Raw genomic sequence first — 20,757 nt, 5'->3', positions numbered from 1 at the left:
CATGAGGCGGCACGGATACTCCCCCCGTCAATTCCGGGACCGAGGTCGCAGGCCGTCGAGAATGTTCCGGCGATGTGCGCCGAGAGCGGTACGCGCGAAACGGGTTTCGGCGGGCACCTGAGGTACCCGCCGAAACCGTTGCCGGGTCAGGAGATCGGGCCGCGGGCCGCTTCGTAGGAGGCGCCCACCCGGTACAGGCGGTCGTCGGCGAGGGCGGGGGCCATGATCTGGAGGCCGACCGGCATGCCGTCGTCCTCGCTGAGGCCGGACGGGACCGACATCGCGCAGTGACCGGCCAGGTTGGTCGGCAGGGTGCACAGGTCGGACAGGTACATCGCCAGCGGGTCGTCGACCTTCTCGCCCAGCTTCCACGGGGTGAACGGGCTGGTCGGGGAGACCAGGACGTCGACCTGTTCGTAGGCGCGGTCGAAATCCTGGGCGATGAGGGTGCGCACCTTCAGCGCCTGGCCGTAGAACGCGTCGTAGTAGCCGGCCGAGAGGGCGTAGGTGCCGATCATGATGCGGCGCTTGACCTCCGGGCCGAAGCCCGCCTCGCGGGTGGCGGCCATCACCTGCTCGGCGCTGTGCTGACCGTCGTCGGCGACGCGCAGGCCGTAACGCATCGCGTCGAAGCGGGCCAGGTTGGACGACACCTCGCTGGGCAGGATCAGGTAGTACGCGGGCAGGGCGTGCTCGAAGTGCGGGCAGGACACCTCGATGACGTCGGCGCCCAGATCCTTCAGCGTCGCGACCGCGGCGTCGAAGGAGGAGATGACGCCCGGCTGATAGCTGTCGGAGTGCAGCTCCTTCACGACGCCGACCTTGATGCCGCTCAGATCGGCGCGGGCGCCCTCGCGGGCCGCGGCCACCACGTCGGGCACGGGGACGTCGCGGGAGGTGGAGTCCTTGCGGTCGTATCCGGCGATCACCTGGTGCAGCAGCGCGGTGTCGAGCACGGTGCGGCCGCAGGGGCCGCCCTGGTCGAGCGAGGAGGCGCAGGCCACCAGGCCGTAGCGGGAGACCGTGCCGTAGGTGGGCTTGGTACCGACCGTGGCCGTGACGGCGGCGGGCTGCCGGATGGAACCGCCGGTGTCGGTGCCGATCGCCAGCGGCGCCTGGTACGAGGCCAGGGCGGCGGCGGAACCACCGCCGGAGCCGCCGGGGATGCGGTCGTGGTCCCACGGGTTGCGGGTGGGGCCGAAGGCCGAGTTCTCCGTCGACGAGCCCATGGCGAACTCGTCGAGGTTGGTCTTGCCCAGGATGGGGATGCCGGCCGCGCGCAGCTTGGTGGTGACCGTCGCGTCGTAGGGCGGGACCCAGCCCTCCAGGATCTTGGAGGCGCAGGTGGTGGGCATGTCGGTGGTGGTGAAGATGTCCTTCAGCGCCAGCGGCACACCGGCCAGCGGGGAGGCCACGGTACCGGCGGCGATCTCGCGGTCGACCTCGGCGGCGGCGGCGAGCGCCCGGTCGCCGGCCACGTGCAGGAACGCGTGCAGCTCGCCGTCGACTGCGGCGATGCGGTCCAGATGCGCCTGGGTGACCTCGGCCGAGGACACCTCGCGGGTGTGGATCTTCTCCGCGAGTTCGGCGGCGGAGAGTGTGGTCAGCTCGGTCATTCGCCCTCCCCCAGGATCTGCGGAACCAGGAACCGCTGCTCGTCGACCGCCGGCGCGCCGGACAGCGCCTCGCCGGGGGACAGGCACGGCTCGACCATGTCGGGCCGGGTCACGTTCGTGGTGGGATTCGGCGACGCGGTGGCCGGGACATCGGCGGCGACCTGCGAGATGACCTGGACGTGGCTGAGGATCGAATCCAGCTGCCCCGCATACAGGTCGAGCTCTTCGTCGGTCAGGGCGAGCCGGGACAACCGGGCGAGGTGTGCGACCTCGTCGCGGGAGATGGCGGGCACCGCGGGGACCCCTTTCGGCAGATTGAGGTACTGATCCGCCCCGCGGCGACCGAGTGGCCGTCGAGCGGGACGGATACAGCCTAGCGAGTCCGTCGGACAACCCGCGCACAGGAGGCGGGCGTACGGGCACAATTACGGGTGTCGGCCGTCTCCTCGGCCGCCCGCGCGCTTCGGCTCGAATGTCCGAGGCGGTGGGTGTAAGTATTGCGAGACTCGGGTATCCGACCAGGGCCCGGTTGCACCAGAAAGGAAGGAACGCACGTGTCATATCTGCTTCGCGTGCAACTTCCGGATCGCCCAGGAAGTCTCGGCTCACTCGCTCTCGCGCTGGGCGGCGTCGGCGCCGACATCCTGTCGCTGGACGTGGTCGAACGCGGCGCCGGATTCGCCATCGACGATCTGGTGGTCGAAGTGCCGCCCGGCGCCCTGCCCGACACCCTGATCACCGCCGCCGAATCGCTGGCCGACGTGCACGTGGATTCGCTACGGCCGTACTCCGGGATGCTGGACACCCATCGTGAGCTGGAGCTCATCGATCAGGTCGCCGGCGCCCGCGACGATCGGCTGCAGGTGCTGGTCGACGGGGTGCCGCGGGTGCTCCGGGTCGGCTGGTGCACGGTCGTCGACATCGGGTCGCAGGGGGCCTACCGGGTCGTCGGCAGCCCGAGCGCCCCGGAGACGCAGGCCGCCTCGGCGCCGTGGATGCCGCTCGAGAAGCCGATGGTGCTCGACGGCGAGGCCGACTGGGTGCCGCAGATCTGGAAGGACATGGACACCAAGCTGGCGGCCGCCCCGCTCGCCAACACCGGCAAGGTGCTGCTGCTGGGCCGGCCGGGTGGTCCGGACTTCCGGCCGTCGGAGGTCGCCCGGCTGGGTTATCTCGCCGGCATCATCGCCACGGTCCTCGGCTGACTTCGAGCAACACGTGTCATCCTCCCGATTTGCGGAAGTTGACCGGATCAGATCGGCGCCAGCCGCATGACCGTGAGCGGTTTTCCGGAGCCGGTGTACCAATCTCGTTCAGGGACATGGACGAAGCCGATCCGTTCGTAGATGCGCCGCGCGTCGGCCATGGTCGGCATGGTGGTCAGGACGACCGCCGGATAGCCGGCCCTCCGCGCGGTGTCGAGGACCGCCCCGACCAGAGCGCTTCCCACTCCCCTGCCGCGCGCGATCTTCGCGACGGCGAGCATCCGGAATTCCAGTTCGCCCGGCCGCGCGATGTCGGCGTACGGGGTGCCCGGCTCGACGACGGTGAGCGAACCGAGCAGTTCGCCGTGGCGCACCGCGACCAGTACGTCGGCTGCCTGTGCCCGGGTCTCGGTGTCGAGCAACGTCGAGAGATACGGACTGTCCGGATCGACGTGCCCCTCCCCCAGATACACCGAGACGGTCAGCGCCCCGATCTCCCCGTATTCCGCCGGCTGCGCCGGCCGGATGTCGAACCTGTTCTCGCCTGAACCCACGCTTCGATACTGCCCAGGCGCGGCGGTGACCGGCCACCCGGGTCGGCATGCGCGCATCGGGGCACGCGATATCACGTGGAGCAGCCTGCTGAGCAGGCGTGGCCCCGGGCCCCGACGCGACCCCCGGATCCGTTCCTCGGATACGGCTGGGCAGCAGTGCGCGGGCTACTGGGCCGGGTCGGCGGCGCCCGCCTCGCCGGTTTCCGCCGTGGCGGGCGACACCGCTTCCGGGCCCGACTCCAGGAGTAATCGGAACCCGTCCTCGTCGAGGATCGGGACGCCCAGCTCCTCGGCCTTGGCGGCTTTGGTGCCCGGGGCCTCGCCGATGACCACGAAGGCCGTCTTCTTCGAGACCGAACCGGCGGCCTTGCCGCCGCGGACCAGGATCGCCTCCTTCGCCTCGTCGCGGGAGAAGCCCTGCAACGAGCCCGTGACCACGATCGACAGGCCCTCGAGGGTGCGATCGATGGAGGCGTCGCGTTCGTCGGCCATCCGCACACCGGCCGCGCGCCACTTCTCGACGATGACGCGATGCCACTCGACCGTGAACCACTCCACGACCGCGGCGGCGATGGTGGGGCCGACCCCGTCGACGTCGGCCAGTTCCTCGACCGAGGCGGCCTCGATGCGGGCCATCTCGCCGAATTCCGCGGCCAGGGCGCGGGCCGCGGTGGGGCCGACATGCCGGATGGACAGGGCGACCAGCACCCGCCACAGGGCGCGGTCCTTGGCGGCGTCGAGGTTCTGCAGCAGTCGCTTACCGTTGGCGGACAGGCTGCCGTTCTTGTTGGTGAACAGCGTGGTGCCGAGCAGTTTCTCCTCGGTGAGGTCGAACAGGTCGCCCTCGTCGCCGATGACGCCGGATTTCAGCAGGTCGATCGCGGCCTCGTAGCCGAGCGCCTCGATGTCGAAGGCGCCACGACCGGCGACGTGAAACACGCGCTCCCGCAACTGCGCCGGGCAGAATTGCTGATTGGGACAGCGGATGTCGGCGTCACCCTCCTTCTCCGGGGCCAGTTCGGTGCCGCATTCCGGACAGTGCGTGGGCATCACGAAGGCGCGTTCGGTGCCGTCGCGGACGTCGACCACCGGGCCGAGCACCTCGGGGATGACGTCGCCGGCCTTGCGGATGGTGACGGTGTCGCCGATGAGCACGCCCTTGCGGCCGACCTCGGCGGCGTTGTGCAGGGTGGCCATCGAGACCGTGGAACCGGCGACGGTGACCGGTTCCATCACCGCGAACGGCGTGACGCGGCCGGTGCGGCCGACGTTGACCTGGATGTCCAGCAACCGGGTGGTGGCCTCCTCCGGCGGGTACTTGTAGGCGATGGCCCAGCGCGGCGCGCGGGAGGTGGCGCCGAGGCGGCGTTGCAGCGAGAATTCGTCGACCTTGATCACCTGGCCGTCGATCTCGTGCTCGATGTCGTGCCGGTGCTCGCCCCACCAGCGGATCCGCTCGAGGACGGCGTCGGCGCCCCGAACCCGCCGCGTGTGTTCGGAGACCGGCAGGCCCCAGGCCGCCAGCGCGCGGTACGCCTCGTGCTGGGACTCGGGGGCGAAGCCCACCATCCGGCCGAAACCGTGGCAGATCATGTGCAGCGGCCGCCGCGCGGTGACCGCCGGATCCTTCTGGCGCAGCGAACCGGCCGCGGTGTTGCGCGGATTCGCGTACGGCGGTTTACCTTCCGCGACGATGGCGGCGTTGAGCTCCTCGAAATCGGCGACCCGGAAGTAGACCTCGCCGCGCACCTCCAGCAGCTCCGGGATCGGGAACTCGTCGCTCACGCTGAGCTGGGCCGGGATGTCGCCGATGGCGCGGGCGTTGAGCGTGACGTCCTCACCGGTGCGGCCGTCGCCGCGGGTGGCGCCGCGGACCAGGCGGCCGTGCTCATAGACCAGGTTCAGCGCGACCCCATCGATCTTCACCTCGCAGACGTAGTGGATGTCGGTGCCCGTCTCGGCTTCGACGCGGCTGATCCACGTCCGCATATCTGCCTCGTCGAACACGTTGTCCAGCGACATCATCCGCTCGAGGTGGTCGACCGCGGTGAACTCGGTGGCGAAGCCGCCGCCGACCAGCTGGGTGGGCGAATCGGGGGTGCGCAGGTCCGGGTGGGCCTCCTCCAGCGCCTCCAAACGCCGCAGCAGCGCGTCGAATTCGCCGTCGGAGATGATCGGCGCATCGCGGACGTAGTAGCGGAACTGGTGATCGCGCACCTCTTCCGCCAGCTGTTGCCACTGGGTCCGCTCGTCGCCCGTCGCGGGCCGGATCTCGATCCCCGATTCGCTCACGCAGGCAGATTAGCCCAGCCCACCGACATATCCCGGCGGCTGTTCCCGCACGTCGTGGCGTATCCGGCCGGTCGGGAACAGTCCACCGGCACGGGCCGTTGCAGCCGGTATGGAACTCGATGCCGCACTGGATTTCGCCCGCACCACGCCGCGTTCGGTGCTCACCACGCTCCGCCGCAACGGTCGTCCGCAACTGTCGAACGTCACTCATGCCATCGACGACGCGGGGGTCGTCCGGATCTCGATCACGGCCGATCGCGCCAAGTACCACAATCTGCGCCGGGAGCCGTGGGCCGCGCTGCACGTGACGAGCGCCGACTTCTGGCAGTACGCGGTCCTGGAGGGTCCGGTGGAGCTGACCCCGCCCGCGGCGGAGCTCGACGACGCCACCGTCGAGGAGTTGATCGCCTACTATCGGGCGGCCAGTGGCGAGCATCCGGACTGGGACGACTACCGGCGGGCCATGGTCGCGGATCGCCGTGCGGTGGTGCGGATTCGGCCGGATCACGCGTACGGCATGCTGCCCTGAGCGATCCGGCGGTGGCCCGGAGAACGATCCGGGCTACTTCGCTCCCGGGCCGCCGGGCAGGGTGTCGCCGGTCTCCAGCAGCGTCTTGAGGTTGGCGAGGATGTGCGGCCAGCCGCCGCTGACCGCGCTCAGCAGGCCGCTGCCGGGCGCGAAATTGTCGTGCACCACAGTCAGTTTCACCGATTCGCCCTGCGGTTCGAGCTCGAAGGTGACCCGCGAGCGGGGTTCCCGGGCCCAGGCCGCCACCTGCTCGGGGTCCAAGTCCATCGCGGAGGCGAATTCGGGTGTGAAGGTGTGCCAGGTGTACGAGAGTTTCCGGTAGGGATCGGATTCCAGCACCTGCTGCTCGGGATCCTTTCCGGTCCAATTCTTCTCGTGCCACACCAGCTCCGAGCCGGGGCGCCAGTCGGTGTCGAAACTCGCGCCCCAGTAGCGCCGGGTGAACGCCGGTTCGGTCAGCGCCCGCCAGAGTTGTTCCGCGGTGGTGCGGATGTAGGTGGTGTAGACGAATTCGTTGCTCATGGTCGCGCTCTCCAATGCGGTCTTCAGGTCGGCGAGGGCGTGCACCCGCCGGTGGTCGTAGTGGTGGATCCAGCGGTCGGAGATGGCGTTGATGGGTTCGGCGTTCAGGTAGTGCAGTTTCTCCCGGCCCCGGCGGCGGGTGGTCACCAGATTCGCCGCCTCCAGCACCGCGAGATGTTTGCTGACCGCCTGCCTGGTCAGGCGGAGGCCCACGCACAGCTGCGCCAGGGTCTGACCGTTGTGCGCGTTCAGACTGTCCAGCAGGAGCCGGCGGCTGGGGTCGGCCAGTGCCTTGAACACCTCGTCCATCGGACCATCCTCCATATGCAACCCTTCAGTTGCATATGCCTACCATAGGCAACTAAAAGGTTGCGTGTCAAGGCTCGCATCCGGCCTCGCGAAACGGCAGGATGGCGGGGTGTTGCGCAGCTTCCAGGTGACGAATCATCGGTTCCTGGCCGGACCGCAGGAACTGCGGCCGGTCGGCAACCGGTCCGGTGCGCTGCCCGCACCCGTGACGGCGATCCGGGGCGCGGTCGCCACCGGCAAGTCCAGCCTCGTCGACGCCCTCGCCCATATGCGGGACGCGGTGCTGAACTCGGTGTCCGGCTGGGATCCGTACGCGGGGCCGGTCCGCGCGCCGCATCTCGGATTCGCCGACCGCCCTTCGGAATTCGCCGTCACCTTCGTCGCCGAGGGGGTGCCCTACAGTTACGGATTCCGGCTCGACCGGGCCGACGTCGTCGAGGAATGGCTGCACACCAGCCCGCATCAGCGCAAGCGGGTGGTGTTCGAGCGTTCCGGGGAGCAGATCCGGATCGGCGCGCAATTCGATTCGGCCCGTTACGGTATCGGCGCACTGACGCCGCTGGTCCGGCCGAACGCGCTGCTGCTCGGGCTCGCCGGGCAGTTGCACGCCGAGGCGCTGACACCGGCGCATCGCTGGTTCGCCGATCGCCTCGACGTGGTGGGCGGGGCCGGTGATCCGCGGGAGATCGAGCATCGGCTCGGCAGCCATCTGTCGCGGTCGGCCGAGCACGCCGCGCGGTTGCTGACGCTGCTGCGGGGGGCCGACCTGGGTGTCGAGGACATCCTCGTGCCGGCGCCGGATCCGATGTACGCCGACTATCTGCGCGAGCTCGACGGGGAGATCGCCGTCGCCACCAAGGAGGCCGACGCCTGCCTGACCACGCCGGGGCATGCCGTCGAGCTGGAGCACAGCCACGGGCTGACCCCGGCCGCGCTGAATCGGGAGTTGGCCAATCTGCGGGCCGCCCGCGACACGCTCTACGCCCGGATGGCCGACCGCCGCGGCGTCGGCGTGAGCCTGGTGCACACCGGCGTGGACACCGCGATCGATGTGGCGGCGGAATCGACCTCGACGCTGGCGCTGCTGCGGCTGCTGCCCGCCGTGCTGGACGCGCTGGACATCGGTCGGGTGCTCGTCGTCGACGATCTCGACCTGCACCTGCCCACGGACGTCGCCGCCCGGCTGATCGCGATGTTCACCGAACCGGACACCAATCCCCGTGGCGCACAACTGATCTACACCACACGCGCGGAGCCCGCGGCGGCCCGGCACACCTCGGTATGGTCGCTGCACCGGACCGAATCGGGCACCGGCGAACTCGTCGCGCGCTGAGCCCGGCGGCGCCCGCCTAGCATGGAGGCATGCTGCTACAGATCGGTTTCATCGTGGTGCTGGCGGGTGTGGTGATCGTGCTGATCACCCGATACCGCGGCGGGCCGAGGGCCGGGGCCGGGTGGCGGGGCGCGCCGCAACTGGAGAGCGGCACGCTGTACGTCACCGGGGTCAGTCCGCGACCGGCCGGACAGGGCGAGGAATTCGTGACGCTCACCGGGAACGTCTCCGGGCCCACGGTCGCGAACGAGACCGTGTACGGCCGGTTCGTCTGGGACGTCAACCAGTGGCCATCCCCCGGCGATCAACTGCCGGTCGCCTACCCACCGGGCAAGCCGGACCGGTGGCAGTTGAGCCATCCCGGAGCGCGGCCGCTGTTCGGCAGCTGAACCGGCCCGGTGCGGCGTGGCCGAACCCGCGAGCAGCCGCTCGCCGGATTCAGCCTGCGCTCGCCTGCTCGAGGGCGCGCACGTCCTCCTCGTCGAGGATCAGCTGTGCCGCCGCACCCAGTTCCCGCAACTGCTCGACCGAGGTGGCCGAGGCGATCGGCGCGGTGATGCCGGGGCGGGTCAGTTGCCAGGCGACGGCGACCGTCGCGGGCGAGACGGTGTGTTTGTCGGCGACCGCGTCCAGCGCGGACAGGATGCCGAGGCCGCGCGGGTTCAGGTATTTCGGCACGGTGCGCGCGCCGCGGGGGCTCTTGCCGAGGTCGGCCTCGGAGCGGTACTTGCCACTGAGGAAGCCGGAGGCCAGCGGGCGGTAGGTGACCACGCCGAGCTTCAGGTCGGCCACCACCGGTGCCAGGTCGGTCTCGTAGTCGGCGCGGTCGTACAGGTTGTACTCGGGCTGGACCGCCGCGTAGGCGGGCAGGCCGGTGCGGGCGCTGATCTCGGCGGCCTCGCGCAACCGGGCGCCGCTGAAGTTCGAGGCGGCGATCGCGCGGACCTTGCCCTGTTCGATCAGCGTCTGGTAGGCGCCGAGGGTCTCCTCTTGCGGGGTCTCGGCGTCGTCGCGGTGCGAGTAGTAGAGGTCGATGTGGTCGGTTCGCAAGCGGCGCAGCGAATCCTCCGCGGCGCGCAGGATGTTCTTCCGTGACAGGCCCGGACGGTCCGGCATGCCGCCGACCTTCGTCGCGATCACCACGGAGTCGCGTTTGCCGGAACGCTGGAACCAGCGGCCGATGATCTCCTCGGATTCGCCGCCCGAATTGCCCGGCACCCAGGCCGAATACACGTCGGCGGAGTCCACGGAGTTGATGCCGGCGTCGGCGAGCGCGTCCAGCAGCGCGAACGAGGCGCTCTCGTCCACCGTCCAGCCGAACACGTTGCCGCCGAACACGATCGGCGAGATCTGCAGACTCGACGTTCCCAGTGATCGCAACGACATCGGTTGCACTCCTTCCGAATTCGGAATTCGATTCGTCCCATCATTGCATCCGGGTCGCGCTCCGGCAGGACCGAACTATTCGAAGGTCAGCGACTCCGGTTCCTCGGTGTAGGCGCGGGCGACGTCGGCGGCCAGCGCGAGGGTACGGCGGGCCCAGGTCAGCGGGGCGGCGCCGAGGCCGCAGGCCGGGGTGATCAGCACGCGTTCGGCGAGCAGGCGGCGCGGGAAGCCCAGACGGTCGATCAGCCGGACACCGGGTTCGGCCATGTCCCGCCAGGTCGGCGGCCGCGCCGGGGCGGTGGTCGGAATCAGGCCGAGCGCCACGAACTTTCCGTTGTCCAGTAGTTCGCCGATGCCGTCCAGATCGGCGGTGCCGACGGTGGCGAGGTCGAAACCCACCGCGGCGGCGGCGCTGTCGCGCAGGAAACCCAGGGCGGGTCGATCGGCGCAGGTGTGCACCAGCACGGGTCCGGTCTGCGCGGCCACGACCGTGTCGAGCAGGTGCAGCGCCTCGGGTTCGGGCAGGGCGCGCACCGTGTTCAGAACGCTTGCGCCGGTGAGGGTTCCGGCCAGCACGTGCGACAGCGACGGTTCGTCCAGCTGAACGACGACGGAGGTGTTCAGGCGTTTCGCGACCTCGGCGGCGTGCCGGGCCACGCCCTCCGCGAGCGACTCCGAAAGATCGCGCACCGCACCGGGATCGGTGAGCAGGCGGTGCCCGTTGACCAGTTCGACCTGAGCGGCGAGCGTCAGCGGGCCCGCGGCCTGCACCTTCACCGGGCGGCCGGAACCACCGAGACCCGCTGTCTCCCAGGCTTCTTCGAGAGCATCCAGATCGGTGCGGAGCAGGTCGCGGGCGCGGCGGGAGAGCACGCCGGGCCGCGCGGCCAGCCGGTAGCCGCGGGTGGAGGTGTCGAAGCGGAGGTCGACCAGCAGCGCGGAGGCACGGCCGACCAGATCCGAACCCGGTCCGCGGCCGGGCAATTCGACCAGATGCGGTAGCTCGCCGAGTTCGCCGACGATGGTGGCGGCGGCCTCCCGGGCGTCGGTGCCGGGCCAGGAGCCGACCGCGGTCGCGATCCCGCCGCGCAGCAGCGCGGATTCCGTTGTCACGTCGTCGACCTCACTCATTTGCGTTCACCTGACCGGAAAACGCCGCAGTACAACGGCTTCCGGCGAAATCCGCATACCAGTCCGGGAAGGCCGACAGGTCCGGCAGCGTCACGTCGGCGCCGTAGGCGCTCAGCGCCACGAGATCGAAGGATCCCGTCGCCACCCCCACCGCGACCGCGCCGGCGGCCCGGGCGGCGTCGATGTCACCGGTGTGGTCACCGACGTAGGCGGCGGCGCCGAACCGGCGCAGCGACTCGCCCTTGCCCGCGCCGAACACCCCGCCCACGACCTCCTCGACCGGCAGGCCGAGGAATCGGACAGTCCGCTCGGTATCGGCCTCGTTCTTCCCGGAGACGACGATCACCCGGCCGCCCGCCGCCCGGACCGCGGCGATCGCGGCCGCGGCGCCGGGCATCGCGGTGGTCACCGGGATCGCCACGTCGCGATACATCGCGCGGTAGCGGTCGGCCATCGCCGCGACCCGCTCCGGCGGGAACCAGTACCCGATCTCCACCTCGAGCGGCGGCCCGATCCGCGACACCACCGCGTCGGTGTCGATCGGCACCCCGGTCTCGGCGGACAGCAGGCGATAGACGGCGGCGATCCCGGCCCGGCTGTCGGCCAGCGTCAGATCGAGGTCGAAACCGATCGCGGGGGCCGTCACCGGGAACTGTCCGTCAGTGCCCGCTCGGTGCCGCTGATGGTTCCGCTGCCGATCACCGCGTCGCCGGCCGGGTCCGGTCGGTACAGCACCACGGCCTGACCGCGGGCCACGCCCGTCAACGGCTCACGCAGCCGGACCACCAGGCCGCCGTCGGCCGCCTGCGCCACCGCCGGGGCGGTGCCGCCGTGCGCGCGCACCTGCGCCACGCACTCGATCGGGCCCCGCGGGGCCGTACCGGAGGTCCAGATCGCGCGGTCGGCGCGCACGGCCTCGACCCGGAGCTCCTCGGCGGTGCCGATCCGGACCGTGCCGGTGCCGGGATCGATGTCGGTGACGTAGCGCGGGCGGCCGTCGGCGGCCGGGCCCGGCAGGCCCAGGCCCTTGCGCTGGCCGATGGTGAAACCGTGCACACCCTCGTGCTCGCCGAGCCGCTGCCCGTCCGAGTCGACGATCGCACCGGGCCGGACCCCGATCCGCGCACCCAGGAAGGCCCGGGTGTCGCCGGACGGGATGAAGCAGATGTCGTGCGAATCCGGCTTGTTCGCCACCGCCAGGCCCCGCTCGGCGGCCTCGGCGCGGATCCGCGGCTTCGGGGTGTCGCCGATCGGGAACATCGCCCGGGTCAGCTGATCGGCGGTGAGCACGGCGAGCACATAGGACTGGTCCTTGTCGCCGTCGACGGCCCGGCGCAGCACCCCGTCCGCCAGGCGGGCGTAGTGACCGGTGACGACGGCGTCGAAGCCGAGCGCGACCGCGCGGTCGGCCAGCGCCGAGAACTTGATCTTCTCGTTGCAGCGCAGGCACGGATTCGGGGTCTCGCCGGCGGCGTAGGAGGCGACGAAGTCGTCGATCACGTCCTCCTTGAACCGATCCGCGAAATCCCAGACGTAGAACGGGATTCCGAGCACGTCCGCGGCCCGGCGGGCATCGCCGGCGTCCTCCTTGGAACAGCAGCCGCGCGATCCGGTGCGCAGTGTCCCCGGCGACGCCGACAACGCCAGATGCACACCGACCACCTCGTGTCCGGCATCGACCGCGCGTGCGGCCGCCACGGCGGAATCGACGCCGCCGCTCATCGCAGCGAGCACTCTCACCGGCTTCCCTCCTGTGTCAACTGGTGCCGATCGCCTGGCCCTTCCTGATCACGCCCGCCGCGCCGGGAACCGGCCCCGGCCAAGCCCGCGGCGCGGGCCCGCTCCACCACCTGCGGCAGCACCGCCAACAACCGGTCCACATCGGCCCGAGTCGAGGTGTGCCCCAACGAGAATCGCAGCGAACCGCGCGCGGTGCGGGCATCGACGCCCATCGCCAGCAGTACGTGACTGGGCGCGGCGACACCCGCCGTGCAGGCCGAACCGGTGGAACATTCGATCCCGGCGGCGTCGAGCAGCATCAGCAGCGAATCGCCCTCGCAGCCGGGAAAGGTGAAGTGCGCGTTGCCCGGCAGCCGGCCCGCGCCCTCGGGACCGTTGAGCACCGTATCGGGCACCTCGGCCCGCACCCCGGCGATCAGGGTGTCCCGCAGCGACAGCAATTCGACCGTGCGCGTGGACATCTCGGCGACGGTGCGGCCCAGCGCGGCCGCCAGGCCGACGGCGGCCGGTACGTCCGAGGTGCCCGACCGCAGATCACGCTCGTGGCCCCCACCGTGCAGCAGCGGCACGCAACCCACCTGCCGCCCCAGCAACAGCACGCCGACCCCGTGCGGCCCGCCGACCTTGTGGCCCGCGAAACTGGCCGCCGCCAGCCCGCTCCCACCGAAGTCGATGGGCAGCTGCGCCGCGGCCTGCACCCCGTCGCTGTGCATCGGGACATCGAATTCCTGTGCGACCGCGGCCAATTCGGCGACCTGCTGGATCGTGCCGACCTCGTTGTTCGCCCACATGACGGTGACCAGCGCGACCTCATCGGCATGCGCGGCCAGCGCCGCCCGCAGCGTGCCCGGCGACACCACCCCGTCCCGATCGACGTCGAGCAGGGTCACCCGGGCGCCCTCGTGCTGCTCCAGCCACTCGACGGCGTCCAGCACCGCATGGTGTTCGATACCGCTGACCAGGATGCGGGTGCGCCGCGGATCGTCGTCGCGCCGGGCCCAGTAGAGGCCCTTGACGGCGAGGTTGTCGCTCTCGGTGCCGCCCGAGGTGAAGATCACCTCCGAGGGCCGCGCCCCCAGATCGGCCGCGATGGACTCGCGCGCCTCCTCCAGCATCCGGCGCGCGGTCCGCCCCGACCCGTGCAACGACGACGCGTTACCGGCGACACGCAGGGCGTCCGCCATAGCCTCGACCGCGGCGGGGTACATCGGTGTCGTGGCCGCGTGATCGAGGTAGACCGTCTGGGGCACCGCACCGACCGCACCCGGAAAAGCCGACTTCATGACCAATGAACCCTATCCCACGATGACCTGCGTGTTCCTGGGGTATCCCCCCGCTGGCTCGATTCGCACCACCAGGTGCAAGCCGCTGTGGGTGCGACGGTATTCCCACGACCCCCGCGCACGAGCATCGACCTGCGCAGCGGCACGGGCCTGCCGTCCCTCCACGGGATGGGTGTACACGTTCAGGGGGGTGGTGTTGTGGTCCGCTCCACAGCGGCCGCCGGCGGATCGTCACCGGCTGCCCGTGGTGTGCATGGGTGGATCACGCGGAGCTGGACATCATGACCGGCCGCGTCTGGGCAGTCTTGCACCAAGGCGCTGTACCTCACCTGGCTTGCGGACGCCTATCTCGATGCCGGAGCCGACGCTGACGCTCTGGCAAACGTTCGCGAGGCATGTGCACTGGCCGGCGGCGATCGCTCGACCGCTTCAGCACGACCGCTGGTACGAGTACGCGAGGTCGCGCAACGGTGCGTGGCGGCCGTGAACGGCGGCACCTGCCTCGCGTGCAAAGAGTCCTGGCCGCAAGAGGACCTTCCGTGGCTCGCCCGTTTGGTAGGCGCTCCACTCCCCGAGGAAATTCTCGGCGCGAGACTCCTCTGGTTCTGGCTCGCTCGTCAGCCCGCGTTACTCGTCATGGGTTCAGCCAAACGACCCTGGTTGCTCCACCGAGGTTGCTGACGCAGCTGTTGACCATGCCGCCGATGTTCCAGTTGGTCGCTGCCTGCCACCACCAGCTGACAAGGCTGTTCGCATCCCCGGTGTCCAATGACCGTAGGGGCGAAATGTCCCAGTTGTAATCCCGAGACCCAGGCGTGAACGTGCCGTTGAGGTGGCCCTGAGTCGCCCAGGCGTAGGCGGTGCCGCTTTGAGCCTTGACTACAATCGCAAGGGCGACATTGTAGTTGCCGGCTCCCGAGTCATGGAAATGTCCAGAGAATCTACTACCCCCAGCGCCAAAGACAGTCAAAGCCCCCCATCCGCCGACCGGCACGCCCGAATGGAAGACGATAGGCCCGGTGTTCAGCGTGGTCTCACCGTGCGCGCGCGTGACGAATTGGCTCGGTTCACTCGACTCACGATCCGCCGATATTTCGGATCCCCCACTTACCAAGGAAACGCCCTCGGCAGTGAGCTTTACTTCGTACGTGCTAGTGACGTCTACATCAGCGACACTCATAGCGTCTCCTCATGTTGAGATGTTGAGCATGCGTCACAAACTTTTGCAATGGCCGATTAAAAAATTTTAGCCCTCGCTTCCCGCTCGCGTCTACCCGTCGTGAGGGTTGCCCTTGCCCTTTCGGGCGAGTTCCGGTAAGGCGCGCCATATCGGCAGCGACGACGGCCCGCTTACCGTTGGGGAGGCTGTAGCGGATCTTGAAGCCCTTGAAGTAGGCGAGCTGGGTCCGGGTGTGAGAAGACGATTCACCTTCCGTCTCGACCGCCGTCGTTCGGCGGGAAGAGAAAAGTTTCTCTTTTTCACTGCTTTTGTCGACTTGGTCCCTTGTCAGGTGTTTCGTTTCCTGACAGCGCGCTCCAGCGCTGGGCGATGATCCGTATCAGTGCGGGGTACACCAACAGGTGCCGGAAGGGTTTGAGGAAGGCCATGACCGCGCGCACCGGTAGTGGCGCGCCGTTGGGAAAATCATTGTCGTGAACGGCCGAGATAAGTCGAGGGAAGTCGTCGGGTCCGCCGGGTGTCGGCAATGCCCAGACGTCTTCGATCTCGAAGTCGGGCGCGATCTCGTGGATTCGCCACGGTATTTCGCTGTGAGCGGCGCGCGGCAGGCGCGTCGTGCCTACGGAAAGGATCATCGTGTCGCCTATCCGGGAGATCCGACTGCTCTTCGACAGTCGAGGATGGCGAACCGCCACGACCCGTCGGCCGACGGGCGGGCGACGGCCGTCGTCGTTCCGGTCGGCGAGATCCGGGCGCCGGTCGGCAACGTCGCCTCGAGGTTCCAATCAACGATGATCAGGGCCGTGTCGCCCCCGATCAGGGTAGACTTGGGCTTGTTGGTCAGGTGAGCCCGAGTCGCGACCGTCTGGACCGTCTCGGCGCGCAGCGCCTCATGGCCGGTGATGACTTTGCCGCTGAAGGTGTGCATCGTCGCGTCCGGGTGGAACAGCTCGAGGACGGCGTCGGCGTCCCCAACGTTGAGGGCGTCCGCGTACGCGAACGGGAGGCGGGCCGGATCAACGATCCGGGTGTCGACAGCTTTCTCGGAGTTCACGACTGACTCACTCCTCGTTTCGATCCGGGATCCCCGGAGCCGGCACGACCACCTCGCAGAAGGCCGGGTCGACCAGCCGCACCGATTCTACCTTCCGGCTCACTCCCGCCGGCCCATGCCCGACCCACGAGTGATCTCGACTCGAGCCCGTTCCGGGGTCCCGGCAATCGTCGAAAAGCAATGCGTACGTGTGATGTCGGTGTCAGGGTGGCGCTCTCGACTATCGCCGATCGTGGTCATTCGGAATATGCGCTACCCGGGTGCTCGCGGTTGCGGGCGCAGGCGCTCGGCGATCCTGTCCGGGGTGGCACGAATTCCCTCATCACGTTGGAGTCCGTCGCGGACCGGGTCCGCGACGGACTCCAAAGGTCAGCCGGCGACCAGACAGAACGGGTGACCGGCCGGATCCAGCAGCACCCGCCACCGGTCGCCGCCCGGCTGCTGGTCCGGCCTGACCGCGCCGAGTCCCAACGCCGACTTCTCCGCAGCGTCGAGGTCCTCGACGCGAAGGTCCAGGTGTAACTGCTGCGGCACGTCCTGACCGGGCCACCGCGGGGCCCGGTATCCGTCGACCCGTTGGAAGCCCAGGTCGCAACCCGAACCATCGGTCAGGGCGACGAACTCGTCAGCGGCATAGCCGAGTTGCATGCCTGTCAGCTCTTGGTAGAACCGGGCCAGAGCCCGAGGATCGGCGCAGTCCAGAGTCACGCCTCGCAGCGTGGCGATCGGCATCGTCCACTCCTTGGTCATCCACGTTCGCGGGCCGCGCGGCGGCCGCAGGTAGTCATCCAACCGCACTGCGGTGGCCCGGCTCCACTCCTTTTCGGGCGGCGGACAGCGCTCGTCTCGGGCTGGGTCGTGTGCGCCGTTGCACCACCATCCGCTGGGAGGACCCGGGCGACGGCCAGCGGGACGCGCGTGGTGGGCGCGAAGCCGAGACTGCGGAAGCGCTGCGGCGAGTTGGGCTGTCCTGCAACTCATCCGGCGTACACGTCGCAATTCACTCGTCGTCGGTGGATATGGGCGCGCGTGAACGGCGACAGGCGGGCCACATCGAAGCAGCGGCTCAGGCTTGTGTGGAAGATCTTGAAATCTGTTGTCAAGGAATCGGTCTCGGTAGCCGGAGATCGAGCAACTGCAGCGATGGGTCTTCACCGTCGCGACCCGCAAGCTCAGCGAGCAGGCCCGCCGGGAAGCAAGACTCTCGCGAGAGGCAGGACAGTGGCAGACGGACACGGATCGGACGGCCCGCGACTCCGATCCGGTCCACACCCACGCGGTGGCCCGGTTCACCGTCGACGAGATCATGAGACTGCCGACGAATCAGCGCATCGCTCGTTGCTTCGGGCGCACTGGGCCGCGTACGACGCAGACGCGCGGCCGGGAGTGCGCCCCATCGCTTCGTGGGAACCGGATGCGCACCACCGGCCGTCGTTCAGGCCCGGGTGTAGCCGCCATCGGCGAAGAGTTCGGCGCCGGTGACGAACGACGAGGCGTCCGAAGCCAGGAAGAGGGCGGCCTCGGCGATTTCCTCGGCGTCGGCCAGCCGCCCCAACGGCACGACGGCTTCGGCGAACTGGTCGACGCCCGGCCCCGCGGCGGCCAGCAGGCCAGGGGTCCGCGTGGGTCCCGGGCTGAGCACGTTGACCCGGAATCGGCGCTCCCGCGACTGCCGGGCCCAGTTGTGCACGAGGTTGCTCACCGCCGCCTTCGAAGCGCTGTAGACCTCGAGTTGCTCATTGGGCCGCACGCTGTTGCTCGAGCCGACGACCAGGATGGAGGCGTTCTCCGCCAGCAGCGGAAGCGCCTTCTGAACAGTGAACAGTGGGCCCTTGACGTTGACGGCGAGCGTCAGGTCGACGTTCGCCTCGGTGTGGGCGCCGAGCGCGGCGTCCGCGACGATTCCCGCGTTGGCAACCAGCACGTCGATGCGTCCGGCCTCCTCGCGAACTCGCGCGTAGAGCGTGTCCAGGTCGGCCAGGACCGAGACGTCGGATCGTACGCCGGTGGCCGCAGGGCCCATCTCCTTGACTGCCGCTTCGAGGCGGCCGATGTCCCGGCCGGTCACGAAGACCCGTGCGCCCTCCCGGACGAAGCGGTGGGCGATGGCCAGCCCGATCCCGCTGGTCCCTCCGGTGATCACGGCCACCTTCTCCTGTAGCACGCCTTGCATGTCGAACCCTTCAGTTATGGAATGGATCGTCCATAACATAGGCAGTAATGGACGATTGAGTCAAGAATGGATAGTCTGAGATCATGGCCAGGCCACGCGCATTCGACGAACGCCAAGTCCTGAATCGGGCCCGGGAACAGTTCTGGGCTACCGGCTATGCAGGAACCCGGATGGACGACATCGCCCAGGCGACCGGCCTGGGTAAGGGCAGCCTGTACGGCGCATTCGGCGACAAGGGCAAGCTGTTCCATCGCGTGTTCGGCGACTGGTGCACCGCAGTCGTCGAGGTGGCCGAAGGGCGGCTGGCAGGTGGCCCGGACGCAGAGGCCTTGGCCCGGCTGTCGGGATACGTGCACCTCATGGCGGAGAACACCGCCTCCGACACCGAGCGCCGCGGGTGCCTGTTGGCCAAGGGCGCGGCGGAACTGGCCCAGCGCGATCCGACGGTTGCCGGACGGTCGGCCGAGACCATGACGGCACTGCTGACGCTGCTGCGGAAGGAGATCAGCGCCGCCCAGCGCCACGGCGACATCGATAGCGCTGCGGATCCGGAGCGGCTGGCGGCACTGCTGCTGACGGTGGTCCGCGGTATCGAGGCGGTAGGCAAGGCCGGCCTGGCCCCGGAGACGCTGCGGAACATCGCAGACACCGCACTGGCGGTCCTGCCCATGCCCGAGGGGCAGAAACGCCTCGCAACCGGGCACAGTCCGGGCCGCGAGAACCAACTCGGTGCCATCACGGCCAGATGATCCGCCGGACAGCACTCAGAGGGTGTTTCCGGCCTGCGCGCTGTGACATCCTGGTGGGGTTGTGGGGGCATCGCCCGGATCCGGTGGTCGGCAGAAGCGGGACACGATGGTGGCGAGACGGATCACGACGGCGGCGGGTGTCGATTTCTCGGTCGAGGTTGAAGGCGTCGGGGCGCCGTTGGTACTCGTCGCCGGGGCAGGAGGGAACCGGTCGACGTGGGATCCGGTGTGGCCGCAGCTGAGTTCGATCCGCCGATCGGTCCGGTACGACTTGCGTGGTTGCGGCGCTTCGACCGACCGCACCACCGGCGCATTCCGTCACGCCGACGATCTGGCCGCGCTGCTCGATCACCTCGGTATCGAGCGCGCCACCGTCGCGGGAGTTTCGATGGGTGGACGGATCGCGCTCGATTTCGCGCTCGATCACCCCGGCCGAATCGACCGGCTGGTATTGATCAGCCCGAATGTGGCCGGCTGGGACTGGTCACCGGAGTGGGAGCACCACTGGCGGCAACTCACCACCGCGGCGCACGAGGGAATGCTCGACCGGGCTCGCGACCTGTGGTGGCGCCATCCGCTGTTCGCGACGGCCCGCCGCGACCCCACACTGGCGGCACGTCTGCGGGCCGACATCGCCGCGGACAACTGCCGTGCCTGGCTCGACGCGGACCGCGAGACACCACCACAGCAACCGCACGTCGAGCGCCTGGCCGAACTGACCGTGCCGGTGCTGCTGATCACCGGCAGCGACGATCTGAACGACCTGCGGGTCATCGCCGAAATCCTCACCGCGATGGTCGCAGATCTGCGGCGCGTCGATCTGACCGACACCGGTCATCTCACACACTGGGAACGGCCCGCCGACACGATCCACGCCATCGTCACCTTCCTGTCCGACACCGACATCCGTTCCGCTGATTCCGGTTAGACACCGACGGGCACCTCCACGACGGTACGGACGAGCTACACGGCGTTCGGCACAAACCGAACATCATGCAGCACAACCGGATTCGACGCAGCCGATTGCGCTGACGACCTGCTCGGCAGCGTGGTCGCCTATCGGTCGGCCTGGAATACCGGGGAACGATTCCGGTCAGGCGCTACTGCGTCCGCCGATGAATTCGGGCGGCCGGCGCCGTCTCATCGGTGACTCGACGAAAGGACGAATTCGTGCAAATCCTGGCGCGCCTGTGCATGACCGCTGACGGCTATGTGACGACGCCGGACGGCTGGCCGCCCCAGGTCATCGATCCGGTGCACGGTCCGGGCAGTCACGGCATCGCCGACTTCCTGAAGACCTGCGAGGCCGCCCTGATGGGTCGCACCACCTTCGAGCCCGCGCTGACCGCCGATCGCTGGCCGTGGCCGGACCTGGAGGTCTTCGTGCTCGGCTCGCACCGGCCCGAGGGCACTCCCGACGATGTGACCGTCGACGACGATCCGGAGCGGCTGCTGGCGAAGATCCGCGCGGCCAATCGCGGGGGCGATGTCCATCTCATCGGCGGTCCCGGCACGATCGAGACCTACCGCGCCCTCGGTGTTCTCGACAAACTCGAACTCGTGGTCCTGCCGTTCCTCGTCGGCAGCGGCATGCGCCTGACCGATTCGCTGAGTTCACAGACCGGTCTGGAATTCGAGAGTTCGCGGCCGTTGGACGGCGGTGCGGTGGAGATCGTCTATCGAGTGCTGCCGCACCACTGA

Annotated in this window: 22 protein-coding genes; 7 read left to right on the top strand and 15 right to left on the bottom strand. The window is 69.2% G+C overall.

Annotation, left to right across the window (positions count from 1 at the left end):
- Window positions 1–146: 146 nt before the first annotated feature.
- Entirely contained in the window at window positions 147–1,616 is a 1,470-nt protein-coding gene (gatA, locus tag NRB56_RS25870; RefSeq protein WP_153346538.1) for an Asp-tRNA(Asn)/Glu-tRNA(Gln) amidotransferase subunit GatA, read from the bottom strand.
- A complete protein-coding gene (gene gatC / locus NRB56_RS25865; protein WP_319943530.1) occupies window positions 1,613–1,909 on the bottom strand; it encodes an Asp-tRNA(Asn)/Glu-tRNA(Gln) amidotransferase subunit GatC in 297 nt (98 codons plus the stop codon). The genes gatA and gatC overlap by 4 nt, the downstream gene beginning before the upstream one ends.
- A 261-nt stretch (window positions 1,910–2,170) precedes the next feature.
- On the opposite strand from gatC, the gene NRB56_RS25860 reads away from it, so the two are divergent.
- Window positions 2,171–2,821, top strand: coding sequence for an ACT domain-containing protein (locus tag NRB56_RS25860; RefSeq protein ID WP_319943529.1), 651 nt, complete (start codon window positions 2,171–2,173; stop codon window positions 2,819–2,821).
- Between the two features lie 47 nt (window positions 2,822–2,868).
- On the opposite strand, the gene NRB56_RS25855 is transcribed toward NRB56_RS25860, so the two are convergent.
- Window positions 2,869–3,375, bottom strand: a complete 507-nt coding sequence (locus NRB56_RS25855; protein ID WP_319943528.1) for a GNAT family N-acetyltransferase — start codon at window positions 3,373–3,375, stop codon at window positions 2,869–2,871.
- A gap of 165 nt (window positions 3,376–3,540) precedes the next feature.
- Window positions 3,541–5,667: an NAD-dependent DNA ligase LigA gene (gene ligA, locus NRB56_RS25850; RefSeq protein ID WP_319943527.1), complete on the bottom strand. Its 2,127-nt coding sequence runs from the start codon at window positions 5,665–5,667 to the stop codon at window positions 3,541–3,543.
- Between the two features lie 109 nt (window positions 5,668–5,776).
- Here ligA and NRB56_RS25845 point away from each other — a divergent pair, with 109 nt between their 5' ends.
- Window positions 5,777–6,196 (top strand): PPOX class F420-dependent oxidoreductase, encoded by a 420-nt coding sequence (locus NRB56_RS25845; protein ID WP_153346534.1) that lies wholly within the window; start codon window positions 5,777–5,779, stop codon window positions 6,194–6,196.
- A gap of 33 nt (window positions 6,197–6,229) precedes the next feature.
- On the opposite strand, the gene NRB56_RS25840 is transcribed toward NRB56_RS25845, so the two are convergent.
- Window positions 6,230–7,027: an ArsR/SmtB family transcription factor gene (locus NRB56_RS25840; RefSeq protein ID WP_153346532.1), complete on the bottom strand. Its 798-nt coding sequence runs from the start codon at window positions 7,025–7,027 to the stop codon at window positions 6,230–6,232.
- A gap of 64 nt (window positions 7,028–7,091) precedes the next feature.
- Here NRB56_RS25840 and NRB56_RS25835 point away from each other — a divergent pair, with 64 nt between their 5' ends.
- Entirely contained in the window at window positions 7,092–8,360 is a 1,269-nt protein-coding gene (locus tag NRB56_RS25835; protein WP_319943526.1) for an AAA family ATPase, read from the top strand.
- A 29-nt stretch (window positions 8,361–8,389) separates the two neighbouring features.
- Entirely contained in the window at window positions 8,390–8,749 is a 360-nt protein-coding gene (locus NRB56_RS25830) for a hypothetical protein (RefSeq protein WP_153346530.1), read from the top strand.
- 49 nt (window positions 8,750–8,798) lie between these two features.
- Here NRB56_RS25830 and NRB56_RS25825 read toward each other — a convergent pair whose 3' ends face one another.
- From NRB56_RS25825 to NRB56_RS25780, 10 genes are all read right to left on the bottom strand, one after another.
- Window positions 8,799–9,746, bottom strand: coding sequence for an aldo/keto reductase (locus NRB56_RS25825; protein ID WP_153346529.1), 948 nt, complete (start codon window positions 9,744–9,746; stop codon window positions 8,799–8,801).
- A gap of 75 nt (window positions 9,747–9,821) precedes the next feature.
- Window positions 9,822–10,877 carry a methionine synthase gene (locus NRB56_RS25820; RefSeq protein ID WP_153346527.1) on the bottom strand — a complete coding sequence of 352 codons (1,056 nt, stop codon included), beginning with the start codon at window positions 10,875–10,877 and terminating at the stop codon, window positions 9,822–9,824.
- The gene (locus tag NRB56_RS25815) at window positions 10,870–11,523 is read right to left on the bottom strand and encodes an HAD family hydrolase (RefSeq protein ID WP_319943525.1); all 654 of its coding nucleotides are present in this window, start codon (window positions 11,521–11,523) and stop codon (window positions 10,870–10,872) included. Before NRB56_RS25815 ends, NRB56_RS25820 begins: the two co-directional genes overlap by 8 nt.
- Window positions 11,520–12,617, bottom strand: coding sequence for a tRNA 2-thiouridine(34) synthase MnmA (mnmA, locus tag NRB56_RS25810; protein WP_319943524.1), 1,098 nt, complete (start codon window positions 12,615–12,617; stop codon window positions 11,520–11,522). Before mnmA ends, NRB56_RS25815 begins: the two co-directional genes overlap by 4 nt.
- Window positions 12,614–13,900 (bottom strand): cysteine desulfurase family protein, encoded by a 1,287-nt coding sequence (locus tag NRB56_RS25805; protein WP_153346525.1) that lies wholly within the window; start codon window positions 13,898–13,900, stop codon window positions 12,614–12,616. The genes mnmA and NRB56_RS25805 overlap by 4 nt, the downstream gene beginning before the upstream one ends.
- Window positions 13,901–14,534: 634 nt before the next feature.
- Window positions 14,535–15,080 (bottom strand): hypothetical protein, encoded by a 546-nt coding sequence (locus NRB56_RS25800; RefSeq protein ID WP_153346523.1) that lies wholly within the window; start codon window positions 15,078–15,080, stop codon window positions 14,535–14,537.
- A 299-nt stretch (window positions 15,081–15,379) separates the two neighbouring features.
- Complete coding sequence (locus tag NRB56_RS25795; RefSeq protein ID WP_153346521.1) at window positions 15,380–15,715, bottom strand: hypothetical protein; 336 nt, start codon at window positions 15,713–15,715, stop codon at window positions 15,380–15,382.
- Window positions 15,716–15,723: 8 nt separating this feature from the next.
- Window positions 15,724–16,134, bottom strand: a complete 411-nt coding sequence (locus tag NRB56_RS25790) for a YybH family protein (protein WP_153346519.1) — start codon at window positions 16,132–16,134, stop codon at window positions 15,724–15,726.
- 369 nt (window positions 16,135–16,503) lie between these two features.
- The gene (locus NRB56_RS25785; protein WP_194290990.1) at window positions 16,504–16,866 is read right to left on the bottom strand and encodes a VOC family protein; all 363 of its coding nucleotides are present in this window, start codon (window positions 16,864–16,866) and stop codon (window positions 16,504–16,506) included.
- A gap of 703 nt (window positions 16,867–17,569) precedes the next feature.
- Window positions 17,570–18,307 (bottom strand): SDR family NAD(P)-dependent oxidoreductase, encoded by a 738-nt coding sequence (locus tag NRB56_RS25780; protein WP_153346517.1) that lies wholly within the window; start codon window positions 18,305–18,307, stop codon window positions 17,570–17,572.
- Between the two features lie 83 nt (window positions 18,308–18,390).
- Between NRB56_RS25780 and NRB56_RS25775 the strand changes: the two genes are divergently transcribed.
- The 3 genes from NRB56_RS25775 to NRB56_RS25765 all read left to right on the top strand — a co-directional run bounded on the left by NRB56_RS25775 (window position 18,391) and on the right by NRB56_RS25765 (window position 20,757).
- Complete coding sequence (locus NRB56_RS25775; RefSeq protein WP_153346515.1) at window positions 18,391–19,056, top strand: TetR/AcrR family transcriptional regulator; 666 nt, start codon at window positions 18,391–18,393, stop codon at window positions 19,054–19,056.
- 106 nt (window positions 19,057–19,162) lie between these two features.
- On the top strand, window positions 19,163–19,984 hold the full coding sequence (locus NRB56_RS25770) for an alpha/beta fold hydrolase (protein ID WP_153346513.1): 822 nt from the start codon (window positions 19,163–19,165) through the stop codon (window positions 19,982–19,984).
- A gap of 242 nt (window positions 19,985–20,226) precedes the next feature.
- Window positions 20,227–20,757 (top strand): dihydrofolate reductase family protein, encoded by a 531-nt coding sequence (locus tag NRB56_RS25765; protein ID WP_319943523.1) that lies wholly within the window; start codon window positions 20,227–20,229, stop codon window positions 20,755–20,757.

It is taken from the genome of Nocardia aurantia (assembly GCF_009604425.1).
Lineage (GTDB): Bacteria > Actinomycetota > Actinomycetes > Mycobacteriales > Mycobacteriaceae > Nocardia > Nocardia aurantia.
Note: the sequence above shows the minus strand (reverse complement) of the source record. Positions and strands in the feature narration are given on the sequence as shown.

Bases quoted from the DNA above. Each gene is read 5' to 3' on its own strand.
- gatA (WP_153346538.1), bottom strand. From the start codon at position 1,616: ATGACCGAGCTGACCACACTCTCCGCCGCCGAACTCGCGGAGAAGATC.
- NRB56_RS25845 (WP_153346534.1), top strand. From the start codon at position 5,777: ATGGAACTCGATGCCGCACTGGATTTCGCCCGCACCACGCCGCGTTCG.
- NRB56_RS25840 (WP_153346532.1), bottom strand. From the start codon at position 7,027: ATGGACGAGGTGTTCAAGGCACTGGCCGACCCCAGCCGCCGGCTCCTG.
- NRB56_RS25830 (WP_153346530.1), top strand. From the start codon at position 8,390: ATGCTGCTACAGATCGGTTTCATCGTGGTGCTGGCGGGTGTGGTGATC.
- NRB56_RS25825 (WP_153346529.1), bottom strand. From the start codon at position 9,746: ATGTCGTTGCGATCACTGGGAACGTCGAGTCTGCAGATCTCGCCGATC.
- NRB56_RS25820 (WP_153346527.1), bottom strand. From the start codon at position 10,877: ATGAGTGAGGTCGACGACGTGACAACGGAATCCGCGCTGCTGCGCGGC.
- NRB56_RS25805 (WP_153346525.1), bottom strand. From the start codon at position 13,900: ATGAAGTCGGCTTTTCCGGGTGCGGTCGGTGCGGTGCCCCAGACGGTC.
- NRB56_RS25800 (WP_153346523.1), bottom strand. From the start codon at position 15,080: ATGAGTGTCGCTGATGTAGACGTCACTAGCACGTACGAAGTAAAGCTC.
- NRB56_RS25795 (WP_153346521.1), bottom strand. From the start codon at position 15,715: ATGATCCTTTCCGTAGGCACGACGCGCCTGCCGCGCGCCGCTCACAGC.
- NRB56_RS25785 (WP_194290990.1), bottom strand. From the start codon at position 16,866: ATGCCGATCGCCACGCTGCGAGGCGTGACTCTGGACTGCGCCGATCCT.
- NRB56_RS25780 (WP_153346517.1), bottom strand. From the start codon at position 18,307: ATGCAAGGCGTGCTACAGGAGAAGGTGGCCGTGATCACCGGAGGGACC.
- NRB56_RS25775 (WP_153346515.1), top strand. From the start codon at position 18,391: ATGGCCAGGCCACGCGCATTCGACGAACGCCAAGTCCTGAATCGGGCC.
- NRB56_RS25770 (WP_153346513.1), top strand. From the start codon at position 19,163: ATGGTGGCGAGACGGATCACGACGGCGGCGGGTGTCGATTTCTCGGTC.